The 17549-nt window shown below is 71.2% G+C and carries 11 protein-coding genes and 1 pseudogene; 5 read left to right on the top strand and 7 right to left on the bottom strand.

The window, feature by feature from the left end:
• Nucleotides 1–329: 329 nt before the first annotated feature.
• From E2B92_RS28065 to E2B92_RS28055, 3 genes and pseudogenes are all read left to right on the top strand, one after another.
• Nucleotides 330–986, top strand: a complete 657-nt coding sequence (locus tag E2B92_RS28065) for a DUF6230 family protein (protein ID WP_126885875.1) — start codon at nt 330–332, stop codon at nt 984–986.
• Nucleotides 987–1097: 111 nt separating this feature from the next.
• A pseudogene (locus E2B92_RS33615) lies at nt 1098–1628 on the top strand (DUF6114 domain-containing protein); the annotation flags it as partial.
• Nucleotides 1621–2901, top strand: coding sequence for a hypothetical protein (locus E2B92_RS28055; RefSeq protein ID WP_133087739.1), 1281 nt, complete (start codon nt 1621–1623; stop codon nt 2899–2901). The pseudogene E2B92_RS33615 and the gene E2B92_RS28055, both read left to right, overlap by 8 nt.
• 68 nt (nt 2902–2969) lie before the next feature.
• On the opposite strand, the gene E2B92_RS28050 is transcribed toward E2B92_RS28055, so the two are convergent.
• From E2B92_RS28050 to pta, 5 genes are all read right to left on the bottom strand, one after another.
• A complete protein-coding gene (locus E2B92_RS28050; protein WP_126887924.1) occupies nt 2970–3446 on the bottom strand; it encodes a hypothetical protein in 477 nt (158 codons plus the stop codon).
• 67 nt (nt 3447–3513) lie between these two features.
• Nucleotides 3514–8016: a ricin-type beta-trefoil lectin domain protein gene (locus E2B92_RS28045; RefSeq protein WP_126887925.1), complete on the bottom strand. Its 4503-nt coding sequence runs from the start codon at nt 8014–8016 to the stop codon at nt 3514–3516.
• 779 nt (nt 8017–8795) lie between these two features.
• On the bottom strand, nt 8796–10226 hold the full coding sequence (gene pyk / locus E2B92_RS28040; protein WP_126887926.1) for a pyruvate kinase: 1431 nt from the start codon (nt 10224–10226) through the stop codon (nt 8796–8798).
• An 87-nt stretch (nt 10227–10313) separates the two neighbouring features.
• A complete protein-coding gene (locus E2B92_RS28035; protein WP_126887927.1) occupies nt 10314–11528 on the bottom strand; it encodes an acetate kinase in 1215 nt (404 codons plus the stop codon).
• 29 nt (nt 11529–11557) lie between these two features.
• Nucleotides 11558–13663: a phosphate acetyltransferase gene (gene pta, locus E2B92_RS28030; RefSeq protein WP_126887928.1), complete on the bottom strand. Its 2106-nt coding sequence runs from the start codon at nt 13661–13663 to the stop codon at nt 11558–11560.
• A 261-nt stretch (nt 13664–13924) separates the two neighbouring features.
• Between pta and E2B92_RS28025 the strand changes: the two genes are divergently transcribed.
• Both E2B92_RS28025 and E2B92_RS28020 read left to right on the top strand, forming a co-directional pair.
• Nucleotides 13925–14950, top strand: coding sequence for an ATP-dependent 6-phosphofructokinase (locus E2B92_RS28025; protein ID WP_126887929.1), 1026 nt, complete (start codon nt 13925–13927; stop codon nt 14948–14950).
• A gap of 168 nt (nt 14951–15118) precedes the next feature.
• Nucleotides 15119–15772: an RICIN domain-containing protein gene (locus E2B92_RS28020; RefSeq protein ID WP_126887930.1), complete on the top strand. Its 654-nt coding sequence runs from the start codon at nt 15119–15121 to the stop codon at nt 15770–15772.
• An 84-nt stretch (nt 15773–15856) separates the two neighbouring features.
• Here the strand turns inward: E2B92_RS28020 and E2B92_RS28015 are convergent, their stop codons facing one another.
• Both E2B92_RS28015 and E2B92_RS28010 read right to left on the bottom strand, forming a co-directional pair.
• Nucleotides 15857–16543, bottom strand: a complete 687-nt coding sequence (locus tag E2B92_RS28015) for a helix-turn-helix domain-containing protein (RefSeq protein WP_382665909.1) — start codon at nt 16541–16543, stop codon at nt 15857–15859.
• 109 nt (nt 16544–16652) lie between these two features.
• The gene (locus E2B92_RS28010; RefSeq protein WP_133087738.1) at nt 16653–17351 is read right to left on the bottom strand and encodes a response regulator; all 699 of its coding nucleotides are present in this window, start codon (nt 17349–17351) and stop codon (nt 16653–16655) included.
• Between the last annotated feature and the right edge of the window lie 198 nt (nt 17352–17549).

The raw sequence follows: 17549 nt of genomic DNA, 5'->3' as shown, positions 1-17549 counted from the left end.
GTGAATGGACCACGATCGGCCACGCTCGGTCCAATCCCGTACCAGCCCGGCAACCAGCCGCGCCGACGGGAGCGGGTCCCCACCGAGTGGGCCGGCACGCCTGATCGCCGGCCGCGGACAGGGGGGTTCCTGCCCATCCGGCAGGGCCTGTCCGAACAGGGCCGCGCACGGCGCGGCGAGTGGTTGTCGCTCGGGGGTGATCGCCGGTGATTCGGACGCGGCTCGCGCCTGATCTACGGGCGCTCTCCTTCCCGAGGACGTAGCACTTCTCCCATCCCAGGACGGGCTTCGGCCCCTCCGGAGATGTACGTCCGAGAAGGAGGAAATCTATGAAGTCCCAGGTTCGCGGTGGGACCAGATGGAAGCGGTTCGCCGTTGTCATGGTGCCGAGCGTGGCCGCGACGGCCGCGATAGGCATCGGCCTGGCCCAGGGAGCGCTGGCGGCGTCGTTCAGCATCTCCGGCCAGGAGTTCAAGGTTAAGGCGAAGAGCCTCGAGGGCACCGACTTCGTCCAGTACGGCAGCATCGTCAAGGGCAAGGACCTCGAGGGCAAGGGCTTCTGGGAGCCCGTGGCGGTCTCGGGCTTCAGCGAGGCCTACATCACGGACATGTGCCAGTCCGTGGTGACGCCGGTGCCGTTCCTCGGCAACGTCAGCCTCGAGCTGCGGGCGGGTAACTCCGCGGCGGCGAAGAACGGTGACAAGGACCAGCAGGTCTACGCCAAGGACATCTACCTGGACGTCTCGGCGCTCGACGCCGACGCCGAGTTCGGCAACATCGACATCGGTGTGGCCGCCGGTTCGCTGAAGGACCCGGGCATCCAGCCCGGCACCGAGGCCAACAAGAACGGCTTCTCGCAGCGCGCGAAGAGCGCCAAGCTCACGAATGTCGAGCAGAAGGCGTGGGCGACCACGGCGGGCACCTTCCGGCTGCCCGACCTCAGCCTGAAGCTGCACAAGGGCACCAAGGAGTGCTTCTCCGACTAGTGCGCGCCGAGCGGGCCGGAGCCGCGCCTGCCGCGGCCCCGCCCGTTCGGGTCCTTGTCGTGACTTTTCACCGTTATTCTCAGCACCACCGCTTCCAGGGAGCTGTTTTCCATGAGCGCCGAGTCCACTGGTTCCCGCGGATTCACCTACTGGCGGCTGCGCTTCCGGGCGTGGCGGGGCAACCGGCCCTTCTGGGGCGGGCTGTTCACCATGATCGGTGGTCTGCCGATCGCCTATCTGCCGTACGCCGACCTCCGACTCGGCAACATGACGATCGCCATGGCCACCACGGCGGGCGCGGGTTCGCTGATCATCGGCGTCCTGCTGGTCACCCTGGGCCTGACGATGTGGTTCCACTCCGTCGTGCGGGTGTTCGCGGGCATCGCCGCCATCGTGCTGGCGCTCGTGTCCCTGCCCGTCGCGAACATCGGCGGCTTCCTCATCGGCTTCCTGTGCGCCCTGATCGGCGGCGCTCTGTCCGCCTCGTGGGCGCCGGGTGAACCGGCAAAGGAAACGGCAGAGGAAGCGGAAACGCCCGAACACGACGGTGAGCGTGCCGACGAACTCTCGGCCGTGGCCCCGCAGACGAACGACGCTACCGACAGCACGATCGACGCCAACGGCGGGAGGAACAGTGCGGGGGGACGAAACTCAGCCGGCGATCAGAAAGGGGCCGCGTCACGCGGCCCCGAGAAAGTCGCTGCTGACCAAGCTTCAGGCACCGGCGGGCAAGGCGATGGCCCTGGCCGCGATGCCCACCGCCGTACTCGTCGGTCTCGGTATGACGCCCAAGCTCGCCCTCGCCGACGAGAAGGACATCCCCTTCGCGCCCGGCCCGTGCGTGACGCGTTCCGACGAGCCGTCGGAGTCGGAGCAGCCGAAGGAGACCGAGTCCCCGGCGCCCAAGCCGTCGCAGAGCGCGACCGAGCCCCCCGGGGCGGACGACGAGAAGGAGCCGATACCCGGCGCCAGCCCGTCCGCGAGCGCGACGGAGGAGGAGACCACCGAGCCGAAGGCCGGCGCGACCAAGCCGCCCGCCACCACGAGCCCGGCTCCCTCCGAGACGCCCACGCCCACCCCCACCCCGACCGAGACCAGGAATCCCCTGGACCCGCTGGGTGTCGGTGACGCGATCAAGGACATCTTCGACGGGCCCGACGAGGAGACGGAGCCGACGGCCACCCCGTCGACCACCGCTCCCACCACGTCAGCGCCGACCACACCGCCCCCGTCGGACGAGCCCACCGTCCAGCCGCCGGTCACGCCGGCCGAGAAGGACGACGTCAAGGACACCGAGGTCGTCGACGACACCAAGGAAGCGATCAAGGACGCCGCCGACAAGGCCGGCGCCGAGGTCGAGGAACTGCCCGAGGACGTCAAGGGACTCGACCCCAAGAAGGACGAGGACATCCCTGAGGGCGCCAAGCCGCGCTTCCCCTGCCCCACCGCCGACCCGGAGGCCCTCGCCGCCGCCGAACTGGAGCCCGGCATCCCGCTGCTCCCGGACGAGCCGTGGAAGCTGGAGAGCACCAAGCTCACCCTGCGCGGCCTGGACTACCACGGCATCGTGGAGGTCAAGACCTACGGCGGCAAGGTGAAGAAGGTCCTGAAGTTCACCGCGAGCGAGGTCGACATCAAGGACCTCCACCAGCTCACGGCCCACTCCGAGGGCCACACCGGTCATGTGACGTCCCGCCCGGGCTCAGAGTCGACCATCCGGGGCGGCACGGTGACGATGTACACCGAGTCGCTCAAGGGCAACCTCTTCGGCATCATCCCGATCGAGTTCAGCCCCGACAGCCCGCCCCCACTGAACGTCCCCTACGCGTTCTTCACGGACGTCAAGGTGACCCAGGCGGGCCAGTTCGGCGGCACGCTCACGGTGCCGGGCCTGAAGAACTTCATCGAGGGCTGATCCGAACCTCTCCCTGAGCCGCACAGCACGATGGCCTCCCCACCACACCGGCGGGGAGGCCATCGCGTTCACGCGCGTCCGGGCCGGCTTCCCGGCGGGACGAACGTGGGTCGCAGCGCGGGTGGCAGGTCGGTCATCCTCCCGAACACCAGGACATGATCCGGATTCGTCCGGTCGTTCTCCGGAGTCGCGATGATTCCCGCCGACAAGAGGATTCCGATCAGCGCACCCTGCATGTGGAGACCGATCATCCCCGGATGACGGACGGCGGGCGCGTCAAGGGGACTTCCGGATGCGAGAGCGTCCACGGCGGCCTGCACCAGCCCGGTGTCGCACCTCCATCCCACGGACACGGATGCCGAAGCGGTCTCGGCGTCGGGGTCGACGTAGACCACCGCGCCCGGCTGCTCAGGGCCGCCGGACCCCTCCCCGTCCCAAAAGGCCGGCAGGCCGGCACGCCGGAGTGCGTGGACGACGTCATCGGCCAACTCAACGCGCACGGCGATGACTTCAGAAGAGGCGCGGGTGAATCCGTACTTGGTCATGGTTCTCGTTCACTTCTCCCGGAAGGGTGTGGCGGACCGAAAAGGTCCACCACACCCTGGCATGGTTCTACTGGTCCTCGGACCGGCTGAGAGCAGACCTCCCTCCCAATGGCCGGATGATCGCGTAGAGGAGATCACCCGAGCCGGGTCCGTCGGGAATGGTCCAGGAAATCGGAGTTCCCGGGGTCAGCACGTCACTCAGCATGGGTCCGCACACCGGGCAGGGGCGCCGCTCGCTGTACAGTTCGGTGATCTGAGTCGGCTTGAACTTCCTGGCCGCCAACTGGTCCAGGATGTGGTGCTCCGAGTGGTAGCCACCACCCTTGCTGAAGCCGATGACGAGATCGCCGGTCTTGGGGTCGTTCCACCCAGGAACCCGGGCGACAGCGACATTCCGGCCGGTGGTGATGCCGGCCGCGACCCTCGCCTTGTACGCCATGCGGCTGAGCTCGGTGCTGAGGTAGGTGACCACCCCCTCGCAAGGGTTGACGCTCTGGGCGGCCGCCGCGCGCACAGCCTTCGTGTCGGGCTTGGTGCTGCACCTTTCCATCACACCGCGCAGAGCCCTCGCGCCAATGCCCTCGATGGCGGCCTCGGACAGGCCGAGGGTCCGCAGGGCCTTATAGGCGTCCGCGACTCCGACACCGGTTCTCACCGCGGCGTCGGCCGCCCTCACGGCATCCGCGATGGGCTTGAGGATCTTGCCTGCGAACAGGGCCGCGACATCGACCGCCGCCCAGGCACATCCGCCCCAGCTCCCGTTGGCGCCCCCGGGGGCGATCTTCTGGGCGCACCTGATCCAGCTTCCGAAGAGGAGGTCCACCGGGTCGACGCTCGCCTGGTACTCGGCGATCGTGATGGTGTACGTGACCTCGTGCGACAGTTCCTTGGTCGAGTGCTCGCCCAGGTACACCGTCGCGGCGGCGGGGCACGTGTACTTCGACGGGTCCAGATCCTCAGCGGTGCACAGGTAGAGGTCGAGGACGGCCCTGTACCGGAGCTTGGCGGTGATCGTGCAGTCGCCCTTGTAGAAGAGCTTGTCGATCCAGCCGTCGCAGCCGTCCGTCTTCTTCACCGTCTCCGGATCGCCGACCTTCTCGATGTGGTCGATGACGTAGAACATGTTGCCGATGGACCCACCGGTCCCGTCGACGACCGTTCCGGTGTCGATGTGCTGCGCCTTGGCGGCCTTCTCCGCCCTGTCGGCCGCCTCCTGGGCTTCCTTGGCGTACTTGGCGGCGTCTTTCGCGGCTTGTTCGGCTTCGGTCGCGGCGGCGTCGGCACGGGTGGCGGCGGCGCGTGCGTCCTTGGCCGCCTGTTCGGCCGCGGCCGCGGCTTCGCGGGCGGCTGAGGCGTCGAGGGCGGCCTGGTCGGCGGAACTGCGGGCTTCCCTGGCGTAGCCTTCGGCGCGGCCCGCCGCCTTGTCGGCGGCCGCGGCGTCCGCGGTGGCCTGGCGGCCGTACTCGATGGTGCGGGCCAGGGACTGCGACGCCTTCGATGCGGCTGTGGCGGCTTCGGCCGCGTAGCCGAGAGCCTCCTTGGAGTACGTGCGAGCCGTCGCCGCGTGTGAAGCGGCGTTGGCCGCGTGCTGGTAGGCGAGCTTCGCGTCGCCGGTTGCCTGGTCGGCGATGTTCTTCGCCGCGGCTGCCTCCGCCTGGGCGTTCTTGGCGTGGGCGTCGGCGACGGCCTTCTGCTGCTCGGCGATCGACTTGGACGCCTGCCCGGTGAGGACGACCAGACCGGCGGCCGAGTCAGTGGTGACATACGGGGAGCCGAGCTGGATCGCGTCGTTGGCGGGCTTGGCCACCTGCGCCGCCGCGTTGGCGGCGTCGACGGAGGCCTGTGCCGTGACGTGGGCGAATCCGGCGGCCTTCGCCGAGGCGGCCACGGCTCTGGTTGCTTCCTTGCCCGCCTCGTCCGCGTGGGTCTTGGCGGTCTTGGCCAGCTTCTCCGCCTCGACCGCCAGTTTGACGGCTGTGCTGGCCTCTGCGGAGGCATGCTCGGAGGCCTCGATGGCGTCGGCCGCGGCACTGGTCGCGGTTCTGACCGCAGCGTCGGCCTTCAGCTTCGCGGCTTGGGCAGCGTCCGCGTCGGAGCGGGCGCGCTTGGCCGCCGCTTCGGCTCGGGTTGCCGCGGCGTCCGCCTCGGTGGCCGCCTGGGTGGCGGCGTCTGCCTCGGCACGGGCCCGGCCCGCCGCCGCCTCGGCGTCGTCCGCGTGCTTGTCCGCCGCATCGGCAGCGGCGCGTGCGGCTACGGCCTCATCACCGGCGTCCAGGGAATGGGCGTAGGCCTCCTTGGCGTCGGCCTTCGCGCGTGCGGCGTCCGCCTTCTGCTCGGCGTCCCAGGCGTCGTCCCGCTTGGCCTGAGCGTTGTCGCGGGCCGTGACCGCGCCATTCCTTCTCTCCGCGGCGGTGGCCTCGGCGGCCTCGGCCTGCTTCTTGGCGTCTTCGGCCTCGCCCGCTTCCGCCTGAGAGTTCCTCTTGTGCTGGGCCGCCTCGGCCTGCTTGGCGGCTGCGGTCTCCTTCTCCGCCTTGGCCGTCTTCTCCTCGGCCTCGGCAGAGAGCCGCTTGGCGTGCGCGTCGGCCGCCGCGGCCTTGGCGTCGCCTTCGGCCTTCAGTGCCTCGGCGAGCTTGGCCTCGGCGGTCTCCTTGTCCTTCTTCGCGTTGTCCCGGTGAATCCTGGCCGCGTCGGAGGCGGCCTTGGCCTGAAGTTCCGCGGTGTACGCCGCCTTCTTGCGGAATTCGGCCTTGACCTGCGCGGCTTGGGCCAGCGCGCGTTGAGTGATGGTTTCGCTGTCGCCGGCCGACGCACGCGTGGCCGCCTCAGCCGTCTCACCCGCCTTCACCATCGCATCAAGCGCGGCGAGGGCGCCCTTGGTGACCTGCGCCTTCTGCTGACCCACCAGCAGACCACGACCCCGGGGGGCGCCACTGCCGTCCGCGACGGCGTACGCGGCCTTCTCCGCGGCGTCGCTGGTGGCGGACGCGGTCTTCGCGGCCGCGGCTTGCGCCTTCAGCGCGGCGAGCTGCCTCTTCGCCGCCGCCTGGGTGCCGGCGAGATTCTTCTTCGCTTTGTCGAACTGTGCCTTGTCCGGGTAGGAGAGGCTGTCGGTTCCCTTGTGACCGGACGGCTTGATCAGGAACTTCTGCGAGTCGGCGTCCTTGCAGTCCCACAGCCGTGCGTCGGTGCTCTTGGTGAACGCGCTCAGATCGAGGCACTTGCCCGTGGTGGTGCTCTTCAGCGGTGCGGCGGCGCGGACGTCACCCGTCCACGCCTGCCCCGGAGTGCTGTAACAGTCAGTGATCTGAATCTTCGTGCCGTTCGCTGCCTTGTTCCCGGCCACGTCCAGACACTTGTAGGAGCCGACGTTGCGCAGGTGGAGGTCGTCGCCCCCGCCTTCGAGCAACCACTGCTGGGCCGCCCCACCGTTGCAGGTGTAGATCTGGACCGGCGTACCGTTGGTCTTGCCGCCGCCCTGGACATCCAGGCAGTTGCCCTTCGCCCCGGGCACCTCGATGGTCACAGGGCTGTCACCGATCCAGCCCAGCCCGCCTGCGGCCCAGTAGTCCTGCCACTGGGCGAGGTGATCTGCCGCCCAGGAGTGCCCCAGGAGGTCCCCGAGCGACTTCGCGCCCGCGGCAAGGGCCTTGGTGGCGTCCTTGTTGGCCGTCAGAATCTGGTTGCGCTGCGATGCTTGCGCGGCGATTTCCTGCTGCCACTCCTTGGCGGCCGTGGTGGCGATGTCGCCGAGTACCTTGTTCGGGTCCATCGGGTCCCGCCACGCGCAGGACGCGAACCGGGTCTTCATGTCTTCCACCGCGACGCGGTGCTCGGCCGTACCCGGCTGCGGGGCGGTGCGAGAGAAGCCGCCGGAGGCGAGGAACAGACGGGCGTTGTCCGCGCCCATCGGCTCCAGGGACCAGGCCGACAGGTGTTCGAAGCCGTCGTGTTCGGCCAGTTCACGGTCCCAGTGGGGGTTGTTGGCGGCCTCGGGGTCCTTGCCGTAGAGCGGCGTGCCGAGGTCCTTGACGGCCTTCACCGTCTGCTCGTCGGCCCTCGGGGTGGGGTCCTCGTAGAAGTCGCTCTCGTCCTTCCAGAACCGCTCGGCGGTCCACTTGCTCAGACCGGTCCGGCTGTAGAAGTCCTCCTTGCCGTCACTGGTGCCCGGCGGCCAGTGGAAATCGGCATCGGTGAAGCCGCGCGGAGTCTCCAGCCCCTCGAGCGGCTTCTTCCAGCCGTCCCGCAGCGCGGAGAGGGCGTCCAGTTCCTTGGACGCCACCTCCCGGTCCGTCTTGTACGCCTGGGCGAGCGGAGTGTTCTCCCAGTGCTTGCGGTTCGCCAGTTCGTGCAGTTTGTCCTGCGGTTGGTTGAGGCCGTCCTGCGCGGTGGCGGCCATGGACGGCCCGCCCAGGCGCAGCACATCGGCCATCAGGCACTGGTCCTGCCGCAGTTCCTCGTCGGAGGTCTCCTCGTACCAGTCGTAGTCGTTGCCCGCCGGTGCCGCGTGCCGGCCGAGGTCCCGCAGGTCGGGCTGGACGGCCAGGCCGCTGAGGACGGCGAGCGTGGCCACGGAGGTGATCGCGGAGGTGAGCGCCGCGGATGGGCGTGATCTGGATCTGAACAATCCTGGTATGGAACGCAAAGAAGCTTCCTTTGTAACGAAGGAGAGCAGGCGGGGGTGACCGGCCCGGAAGGTGCGAGCAGGGTGCGCCGGGTCAGTGGGCCGGCCGCGCGCGGAGAAAGGGGCGCACGAGGGCGCCTACCGAGTCGGTGGTCGCAGTGAGCCGGCAGCGCAGCATGACGATTCGTCCTCCCCCTGACGGCGCCGACCCCCCGGCCGCCGACTGATGCACGCAGCGGGGCGGAAGGGTCAGGTGCCGCCCACGCGTGCGGCGGTCACCATAGGCAGAGGCCAACACCACTGGGCAAGCCGTGTTGTGGAAGCTTCTGGCCCCGGCCGAAGGATCCTTCGGCCGGTCGCCGCGAGCCAGCGGGCAAACGCCGTGCTCATGCCATGGTTAACCCGTGTGGCTGCTGTGAAGGATCGCGCGAGAGGTGCGGATCGTCGGCCAGAAGTTGGCCGATAATCCCTCCCTTGTGCCGATGGGGTACGGGCGGCGATCGGACCCGTGGGCGACGCCGGCCGGACGATCACGCGGGTCCGGTCGGAGGCGTCGAGGTCGCCGGGCCGTCCTGCGTGGTGCGCCGGCAGGCTCGGCCGGCGCGGGACGAGTACGTCAGCCGGGGCGCACGAGCAGGTCCGCACCGGTCGCGGCGTCACTCGCCGCGCATACGCCAGTGGGCCGCCCCTCCCGGTGCGGGAGGGGCGGCCCAGAAGTGGGTGTCGCGTCAGGAGCGGGATTCGCCGCCCAGGTGGTGGACGCGGACCATGTTGGTGGTGCCGGGGACGCCGGGCGGGGAGCCGGCGGTGATGACCATGGTGTCGCCGGCGTTGTAGCGCTGGAGCTTCAGCAGTTCCGCGTCGACCAGGTCGACCATCGCGTCCGTGTTGTCCACGTGGGGGACCACGAAGGACTCGACGCCCCAGCTCAGGGCGAGCTGATTGCGGGTGGAGACCTCCGTCGTGAAGGCGAGGATCGGCTGCTGGGCCCGGTAGCGGGAGAGGCGGCGGGCGGTGTCGCCGGACTTGGTGAACGCGATCAGGGCCTTGCCGTCCAGGAAGTCGGCGATCTCGGCGGCCGCGCGGGCGACCGAGCCGCCCTGGGTGCGGGGCTTCTTGCCGGGGACCAGGGGCTGGAGGCCCTTGGAGAGCAGCTCGTCCTCCGCCGCGGCGACGATCTTCGACATCGTCTTGACGGTCTCGATCGGGTAGGCGCCGACCGACGACTCGGCGGACAGCATGACCGCGTCCGCGCCGTCCAGGATCGCGTTGGCGACGTCGGAGGCCTCGGCGCGGGTCGGGCGGGAGTTGGTGATCATCGACTCCATCATCTGGGTCGCCACGATCACCGGCTTGGCGTTGCGGCGGCACATCTCGATGAGGCGCTTCTGCACCATCGGCACCCGCTCCAGCGGGTACTCGACCGCCAGGTCGCCGCGGGCGACCATCACACCGTCGAACGCCATGACGACGTCCTGCATGTTCTCGACGGCCTGCGGCTTCTCCACCTTGGCGATGACCGGCACGCGGCGGCCGACCTCGTCCATGACCTTGTGGACGTCCTTGACGTCGCCGGCGTCGCGGACGAAGGACAGGGCGACCAGGTCGCAGCCCATCCGCAGCGCGAACCGCAGGTCCTCGACGTCCTTCTCGGACAGCGCCGGGACGTTCACGGCGGCACCCGGCAGGTTGATGCCCTTGTGGTCGGAGATGACCCCGCCCTCGACGACGATGGTCCTGACGCGGGTGCCGTCGACCTCGACGACGCGCAGCTCGACGTTGCCGTCGTTGATCAGGACTTGGTCGCCCTTGGACACGTCACCGGGCAGGCCCTTGTACGTGGTGCCGCAGATGGACTTGTCGCCCGGGACGTCCTCGGTGGTGATGGTGAACTCGTCCCCGCGGACCAGCTCCACCGGCCCCTCGGCGAACGTTTCCAGACGGATCTTGGGGCCCTGGAGGTCGGCGAGGACGCCCACGGCCCGGCCGGTGTCCTCGGCGGCCTGGCGGAGGCGGTGGTACCGCTCCTCGTGCTCAGCGTGGGACCCGTGGCTCATGTTGAAACGGGCCACGTTCATACCGGCCTCGATGAGAGCCTTGAGCTGCTCATACGAGTCGACGGCGGGGCCCAGTGTGCAGACGATTTTGGAACGGCGCATAAGGCGGATCCTATCGGTTTGTTTCACTGCGGAATATTCCGTCTGGTGGAATGTGCAAATGGGCGGACCGGCGCTCAATCGTGGGGCTCAAAGGCCCTTGGAAGTGACCAGTGAGTAGCTTTGCTGCGCGATTTCCAGCTCCTCGTCCGTCGGCACCACGGCCACCGCCACCCGCGCGTACTCCGGCGAGATCAGCCGCGGCTCCGCCGAGCGGACCGCGTTGAGGTCCGCGTCCACCGCCAGGCCCAGCTCCTCCAGACCGGCGATGGCAGCTTCCCGCACCGGGGCCGCGTTCTCCCCGACACCCGCCGTGAACGCGACCGCGTCCACCCGGCCGAGCACCGCGTAATAAGCGCCGATGTACTTCTTCAGCCGGTGGATGTAAATGTCGAACGCGAGCTGCGCCCGCTCGTCGCCCTCATCGATCCGCCGGCGGATCTCACGCATGTCATTGTCGCCGCAAAGCCCCACCAATCCGCTCTTCTTGTTCAACAGGACATCGATCTCGTCCGTCGACATTCCGGCCACCCGCTTCAGGTGGAAGACGACCGCCGGGTCGACGTCGCCGGAGCGGGTACCCATCACCAGCCCCTCCAAGGGGGTCAGTCCCATGGAGGTGTCCACGCACCGGCCGCCCGCCACCGCCGACGCGGACGCGCCGTTGCCCAGGTGCAGCACGATCACGTTCACCTCGGCCGGGTCCTTGCCCAGCAGGCCCGCCACCCGGCGTGAGACGTACGCGTGCGACGTGCCGTGGAAGCCGTAGCGGCGGATGCGGTGCGCGTCGGCGGTCTCGGTGTCGATCGCGTACCGGGCCGCGTACTCCGGCATCGTCGTGTGGAACGCCGTGTCGAAGACCGCCACCTGGGGAAGGTCGGGGCGCAGCGCCCGGGCGGTGCGGATGCCGGTGATGTTGGCGGGGTTGTGCAGGGGCGCGACCGGGACCAGGCGCTCGATCTCGGCGAGGACCTCGTCCGTGATGACGGTCGGCGCCGAGAACTTCAGGCCGCCGTGGACCACCCGGTGCCCGATGGCCGCCAGCTCGGGCGAGTCCAGGCCGAGGCCGTCCGCCGCCAGTTCCTCGGCGACCGCCTTGAGGGCCGCCTCGTGGTCCCCGATCGGGGCGGTGCGCTCCCGCCGCTCACCGCCGGCGACCGGCGTGTGGACCAGGCGGGACGTCTCCTCGCCGATCCGCTCCACGAGACCGATGGCCAGGCGCGCTCCGTCGCGCATGTCGAGAAGCTGGTACTTCACCGACGACGAGCCGGAGTTGAGGACGAGGACCCGGGTCGGGTTGGTCATGGGTTCGGTGCTTTCTGCCGTACGGGCGGTCATGCGGAGGGGCCGGGGGGAACGGAGGGGGCGGACGCGGTGGGCTGGGACTGGATCGCGGTGATCGCGACCGTGTTCACGATGTCGCTGACGAGCGCGCCGCGCGACAGGTCGTTGACGGGCTTGCGCAGGCCCTGGAGGACCGGGCCCACGGCCACGGCGCCCGCCGAACGCTGTACGGCCTTGTAGGTGTTGTTCCCCGTGTTCAGGTCCGGGAAGATCAGCACCGTCGCCTGGCCCGCCACCTCCGAGCCCGGCAGCTTGGTCGCCGCGACGGACGGCTCGACGGCCGCGTCGTACTGGATCGGGCCCTCGATCTTCAGCTCCGGGTGCGCCTGGCGCACCAGCTTCGTCGCCTCGCGCACCTTGTCGACGTCCGCGCCCGAGCCCGACGTGCCCGTCGAGTACGACAGCATCGCGATCCGCGGCTCGACGCCGAAGCGGGCGGCCGTGGCCGCCGACTGGACGGCGATGTCGGCGAGCTGCTCGGCGTTCGGGTCCGGGTTGACCGCGCAGTCGCCGTACACCAGGACCCTGTCGGCCAGGCACATGAAGAACACGGAGGAGACGATCGACGCGTCCGGCTTCGTCTTGATGATCTCGAAGGCGGGCCGGATCGTCGCCGCCGTGGAGTGCACCGAGCCCGACACCATGCCGTCGGCCAGGCCCTCCTGCACCATCAGCGTGCCGAAGTAGTTCACGTCCGACACCACGTCGTACGCCAGCTCGACGCTCACGCCCTTGTGGGCGCGCAGCTCGGCGTACCGCTCCGCGAAGCGCTGGCGCAGCTCGGAGGCGGCCGGGTCGATGAGCTGCGTGTCCTTCAGGTCGATGCCCAGGTCGGCGGCCTTCTTGCGGATGACCTCCACGTCGCCCAGCAGCGTCAGTTCGCACACGTCACGGCGTACGAGGACGTCGGCGGCGCGCAGGACGCGCTCCTCCGCACCCTCCGGCAGCACCACCCGGCGCCGGTCCGCCCGTGCCTGCTCCAGCAGGTCGTGCTCGAACATCATCGGCGTGACCCGGCCGGTGCGGGCCACCGAGATCCGCTTCAGCAGGTCGCCGGTGTCCACGTGCCGCTCGAACAGCCCGAGCGCGGTCTCGGCCTTGCGGGGCGTCGCCGCGTTCAGCTTGCCCTCCAGCGAGAACAGCTCCGCGGCGGTCGGGAAGCTGTTGCCGCTCACGGAGATCACCGGGGTGCCGGGGGCGAGCCGGGCGGCGAGGGTGAGGATCTCCTGGCTGGGCCGCTCGTTCAGGGTGAGCAGGACGCCCGCGATCGGCGGCGTCCCGGCCGAGTGCGCGGCCAGCGCGCCCACCACCAGGTCGGCGCGGTCGCCGGGGGTGACGACCAGGCAGCCGGGGGTCAGCGCGTTGAGGAAGTTCGGCAGCATGGCGCCGCCGAAGACGAAGTCCAGGGCGTCGCGCGCCAGTCCCGAGCCGTCGCCCAGCACCACCTCGGCGCCCAGTGCCTGGGTGATCTGCGCGACCGTCGGCGCGGACAGCGCGGGCTCGTCGGGCAGCACGTAGCAGGGGACGGGCAGCCGGGCGGCGAGGCGCTCGGCGATGGCGTCGCGGTCCTCGGGCGCCACCCGGTTGGTGACCATGGCGAGGATGTCGCAGCCGAGGCTCTCGTACGCCCGGAACGCGTTGCGCGTCTCGGCGCGCACGGCGTCGGCCTCCTGGCCCTTGCCGCCGACCACGGCTATCACGGGGGCGCCGAACTCATTGGCCAGCCGGGCGTTCAGCGCCAGTTCCTCGGGGAGCTGCGTGGCGTGGAAGTCCGAGCCGAGCACCAGGACGACCTCGTAGTCGCGCGCCACCGCGTGGAACCGCTCGACCAGGCGGGACACCAGCTCGTCCGTGCCCTTCTCCGCCTGGAGCGCGGACGCCTCCTGGTAGTCCATGCCGTAGACGGTGGCCGGGTCCTGGGAGAGCCGGTAGCGGACCCGCAGCAGGTCGAAGAGGCGGTCGGGGCCGTCGTGCACCAGCGGCCGGAACACCCCCACACGGTCCACTTGCCGGGTCAGGAGCTCCATGACTCCCAGCTCCACGACCTGCCGGCCGTCCCCGCGGTCGATCCCGGTCACGTACACGCTGCGCGCCACGCAAGCTCTCCCGTTCCATGCAGTCGAATGAGTCAAGTCGAACACGTATGTGAAGAAAAAACCCCGTAAGGGTGGCCGTACCCCCTTGACAATACCTCTGGCGCTGGGTAGGGCGCCCGCCGGGCGCCTGGCCTGCGAAGACGGGGGAACCCGGGACACGCACGCCCGCGGCGGGGGTCGCGTGAGCACGGGGCGCAAGCCCGTCGTGGGACAATTCGGGAAGGCTCACCCGTACCACTACTGAGCAGGAGACACAGCACGATGCGCATCGGAGTTCTCACCGCAGGCGGCGACTGTCCCGGCCTGAACGCAGTGATCCGGTCGGTCGTGCACCGGGCCATGACCGGCCACGGCGACGAGGTGATCGGCTTCGAGGACGGGTTCAAGGGCCTGCTGGACGGCCACTACCGGCCGCTCGACCTCAACGCGGTGAGCGGCATCCTCGCCCGGGGCGGCACCATCCTGGGCTCCGCCCGCCTGGAGCGCGACCGGCTGCGCGAGGCCGCGGAGAACTGCGGGGAGCTCCAGAAGCGGTACGGCATCGACGTCCTCATCCCCATCGGCGGCGAGGGCACGCTGACCGCCGCCCGGATGCTCTCGGACGCCGGGATGCCGGTGGTCGGCGTACCGAAGACGATCGACAACGACATCTCCTCCACCGACCGCACCTTCGGCTTCGACACGGCCGTGATGGTGGCGACGGAGGCCATAGACCGTCTGAAGACCACCGCCGAGTCCCACCAGCGCGTGATGGTCGTCGAGGTGATGGGCCGGCACGCCGGGTGGATCGCCCTGGAGTCCGGCATGGCGGGCGGCGCGCACGGCATCTGCCTGCCCGAACGGCCCTTCCAGGTCGACGACCTGGTGAAGATGGTCGAGGAGCGCTTCTCGCGCGGCAAGAAGTTCGCGGTCGTCTGCGTCGCGGAGGGCGCCCACCCGGCCGAGGGCTCCATGGAGTACGAGAAGGGCGCCATCGACCAGTACGGGCACGAGCGGTTCCAGGGCATCGGCAACCGGCTGGCCAAGGAGCTGGAGCGGCGCCTCGGCAAGGAGGCCCGGCCGGTCATCCTGGGCCACGTCCAGCGGGGCGGCACGCCGACCGCGTACGACCGCGTCCTCGCGACCCGTTTCGGCTGGCACGCCGTGGAGGCCGCGCACCGCAAGGAGTTCGGCAACATGACCGCCCTGCGCGGCACGGACATCCACCTGGTGCCGCTCGCGGAGGCCGTGACACGGCTCAAGACGGTGCCGGAGAACCGGATGTACGAGGCCGAGTCGGTCTTCTGACACTCCCGCGTCCCACGGCCCCGGCCGCCCCACCCCTGGCGGCCGGGGCCGTTCGTCGTCCCTGCCGTCCCCGTGGCGCTTCCCCTTCACCGTGATTGCCGCAAACCCCCCTTGAGACGGCCCGTCCCACCCGCGAGGCTGACGGGACGGGCGAGGGAGGGGCGGCGCATGACGGACGGTGCGGGGACCGGCCCGGGCGGTGGCGAGGGCGGGGTGCCCCCGGACGCCGGCGCCCCGGAGGCGGGGCGGTTCAGGGTGCTCATACCGGTGATGGGCGTCCTGACGCTGGCCGTCGCCGCCTTCACCGTGGTGGCGTTCGTCCGGGGCGGCGACGCCGAGCACCCGCGGGGCGGCCGGGTGACCGCGCCGGCCGCCGGGACCGTGGACGTCCGGGCCGTGCACTCGGGCCTGTGCCTCAACGAGCGGCCGGGGCGGCCGGACGGCCGGGTGTACCAGGTGCCGTGCGCCGGGGCGGTCGTGCCGCGCTACTCCCTCGTCCCGCTGGGCGGCGGGCTGTGGCGGCTGCACACCGACCACCCGGAGCGCGGGCCCGGGTGCGCCGGCGTTCCCGGCGGGTCCGGGCGGCCGGACGGCGCGCCGCTGCTGGACCAGGACTGCGGCACGCCGGGCACCCATGAGGCGTTCCGCATCGAGGACTCGGGCGACGGCGAGGGGTACCGCATCCGGGCCGCCCACGCGGACCTGTGCCTGGAGGTACGGGACGCCTCGGCCGAGCCGTGGGCGGAGGTCGTCCAGCGGCCGTGCGGCGAGGGCGGCGCGGGCGCCGGGGGCCGGCTCTTCAGCTTCGACCGGCGGCCCTAGGGCACGCCCGAGCGCCCCTCCGGCGGCCCTGGGGCGCGCCCGAGCGCCCCTCCGGCGGCCCCTGGGGCGCGCCGCGTGCCGGCGTCAGAGCCGGGCCAGCTCCCAGAAGTGCTCCACGATCCGGGCCAGGAACTCGCGGCCCGCCTCGCCGCCGCTGTCGCCGGTGACGTCCGACCCCCAACTGTTGGTGGCGACCATCCGCGACTGATAGTCGGCGTAGAGCTGCTGGAGCACCTCCTCCAGGTGGTAGCGCTCCATCGGCAGCAGCTTGGCCGCCGGCTTGACGTACGCCTGCCAGCGCGTCGTCGCCGCGCTGCGCAGCACGTCCGCCAGCTCCTCGTCGCGGCCGGTCGCCGTGATGAGCTCGCGCGGCCCGAGGGAGAGGGCCTCGGCGAGCGCGGCGGTCTGGCGCTCGTTGCCCCGCCAGCGGCCGGACTCCTCCATGCGCAGGTACGCCTTGACGTCGAGGCCCACCCGGCGCGCGAGGTCCTCGGGGGCGATGGCCCGTGCCATGCGGTGCTCGCGCAGCGTCGTGGCGGCGGCGAGCAGCTCGCCGGGCGAGCACCACAGGACCCCGGCGAGGGCGGTGAGCTCCCGTGCGTCGGGGGCGGCCACGCCGCGCTCCCAGGCGATCACTGTCTCGGGCGGCACGCCCAGGCCGTACTGGGCGCGCAGCCCGTAGGCGACGTGGGCGGGAGCCATACCCAGCGCCTCCCGCAGTCGGCGGGCGGCGAGGGCGTTGAACGGTGGGGACGGTACAGAGGGGTGCACGCGCACAAGGTAGATGCGGAGGGTCACATCTGGCTACGGTGCGTTCAGCCAAGGCCAAATGTCGTAGGAACGTCCAGATGCGTACCCTGGTGTCCTACCTGTCGGTAATTTACCGGCTCCCGGTCGTCCAGCGGTACTGGAGCTCCGGGCGCCCCACCTGCCCGTACCGCGGGCTGCGCTCCGCCCGCCCCGAGGCGACCAGGTGCTCCAGGTAGCGGCGGGCGGTGATGCGCGAGATGCCGACCGCCGCCCCGGCCTCGGCGGCGGTCAGCCCGGTGGCCGACTCCCGCAGGGTGCGGGTGACCGCGGCCAGCGTCGGGGCGCTCAGCCCCTTGGGGAGGGCGGCGGGCTGCGGCGCACGGAGCGCGGCGAGCGCCCGGTCCACCTCCTCCTGGCCGGACGCCTCACCGGCGGCCGCCCGGAACTCGGCGTACCGGGCGAGGCGGTCGCGCAGGGTGGCGAAGGTGAAGGGCTTCAGTACGTACTGGACGACGCCGAGCGACACGCCTTCGCGCACGACCGCCAGGTCCCGGGCGGAGGTGACCGCGATGACGTCGGCGTGGTGACCGGCGGCGCGCAGCGACCGCAGCAGGTGCAGGCCGTGCCCGTCCGGCAGGTACAGGTCCAGGAGGATCAGGTCGACGGCCGTCCGCTCCAGCAGCCGCACCGCGGCGGCGCGGGAGTGCGCCACGCCCACCACGGTGAACCCCGGCACGCGCCCGGCGTACAGGGCGTGGGCGTCCGCGGCGACCGGGTCGTCCTCCACGACCAGGACCCTGATGCCGCCCGCCCCCGGCGCCCCCGTCACGACGGCCCCCCCCCCCCCCCCCCCCCCCGCCCCCCCCCCGCCCCCCCCCCCCCCCCCCCCCCCCCCCCCCCCCCGCCCCCCCCCCCCCCCCCCCCCCCCCCCCCCCCCCCCCCCCCCCCCCCCCCCCCCCCCCCCCCCCCCCCCCCCCCCCCCCCCCCCCCCCCCCCCCCCCCCCCCCCCCCCCCCCCCCCCCCCCCC

Origin of the sequence: Streptomyces sp. WAC05374, from assembly GCF_004353505.1 — a bacterium.
Taxonomy (GTDB): domain Bacteria; phylum Actinomycetota; class Actinomycetes; order Streptomycetales; family Streptomycetaceae; genus Streptomyces.
The sequence above is the reverse complement of the archived record's forward strand: the minus strand, read 5'-3'. Positions and strand labels throughout refer to the sequence as shown.

Coding starts and splice junctions, on each gene's coding strand:
- E2B92_RS28065 (WP_126885875.1), top strand. CDS start 330: ATGAAGTCCCAGGTTCGCGGTGGGACCAGATGGAAGCGGTTCGCCGTT.
- E2B92_RS28050 (WP_126887924.1), bottom strand. CDS start 3,446: ATGACCAAGTACGGATTCACCCGCGCCTCTTCTGAAGTCATCGCCGTG.
- pyk (WP_126887926.1), bottom strand. CDS start 10,226: ATGCGCCGTTCCAAAATCGTCTGCACACTGGGCCCCGCCGTCGACTCG.
- E2B92_RS28035 (WP_126887927.1), bottom strand. CDS start 11,528: ATGACCAACCCGACCCGGGTCCTCGTCCTCAACTCCGGCTCGTCGTCG.
- E2B92_RS28025 (WP_126887929.1), top strand. CDS start 13,925: ATGCGCATCGGAGTTCTCACCGCAGGCGGCGACTGTCCCGGCCTGAAC.
- E2B92_RS28020 (WP_126887930.1), top strand. CDS start 15,119: ATGACGGACGGTGCGGGGACCGGCCCGGGCGGTGGCGAGGGCGGGGTG.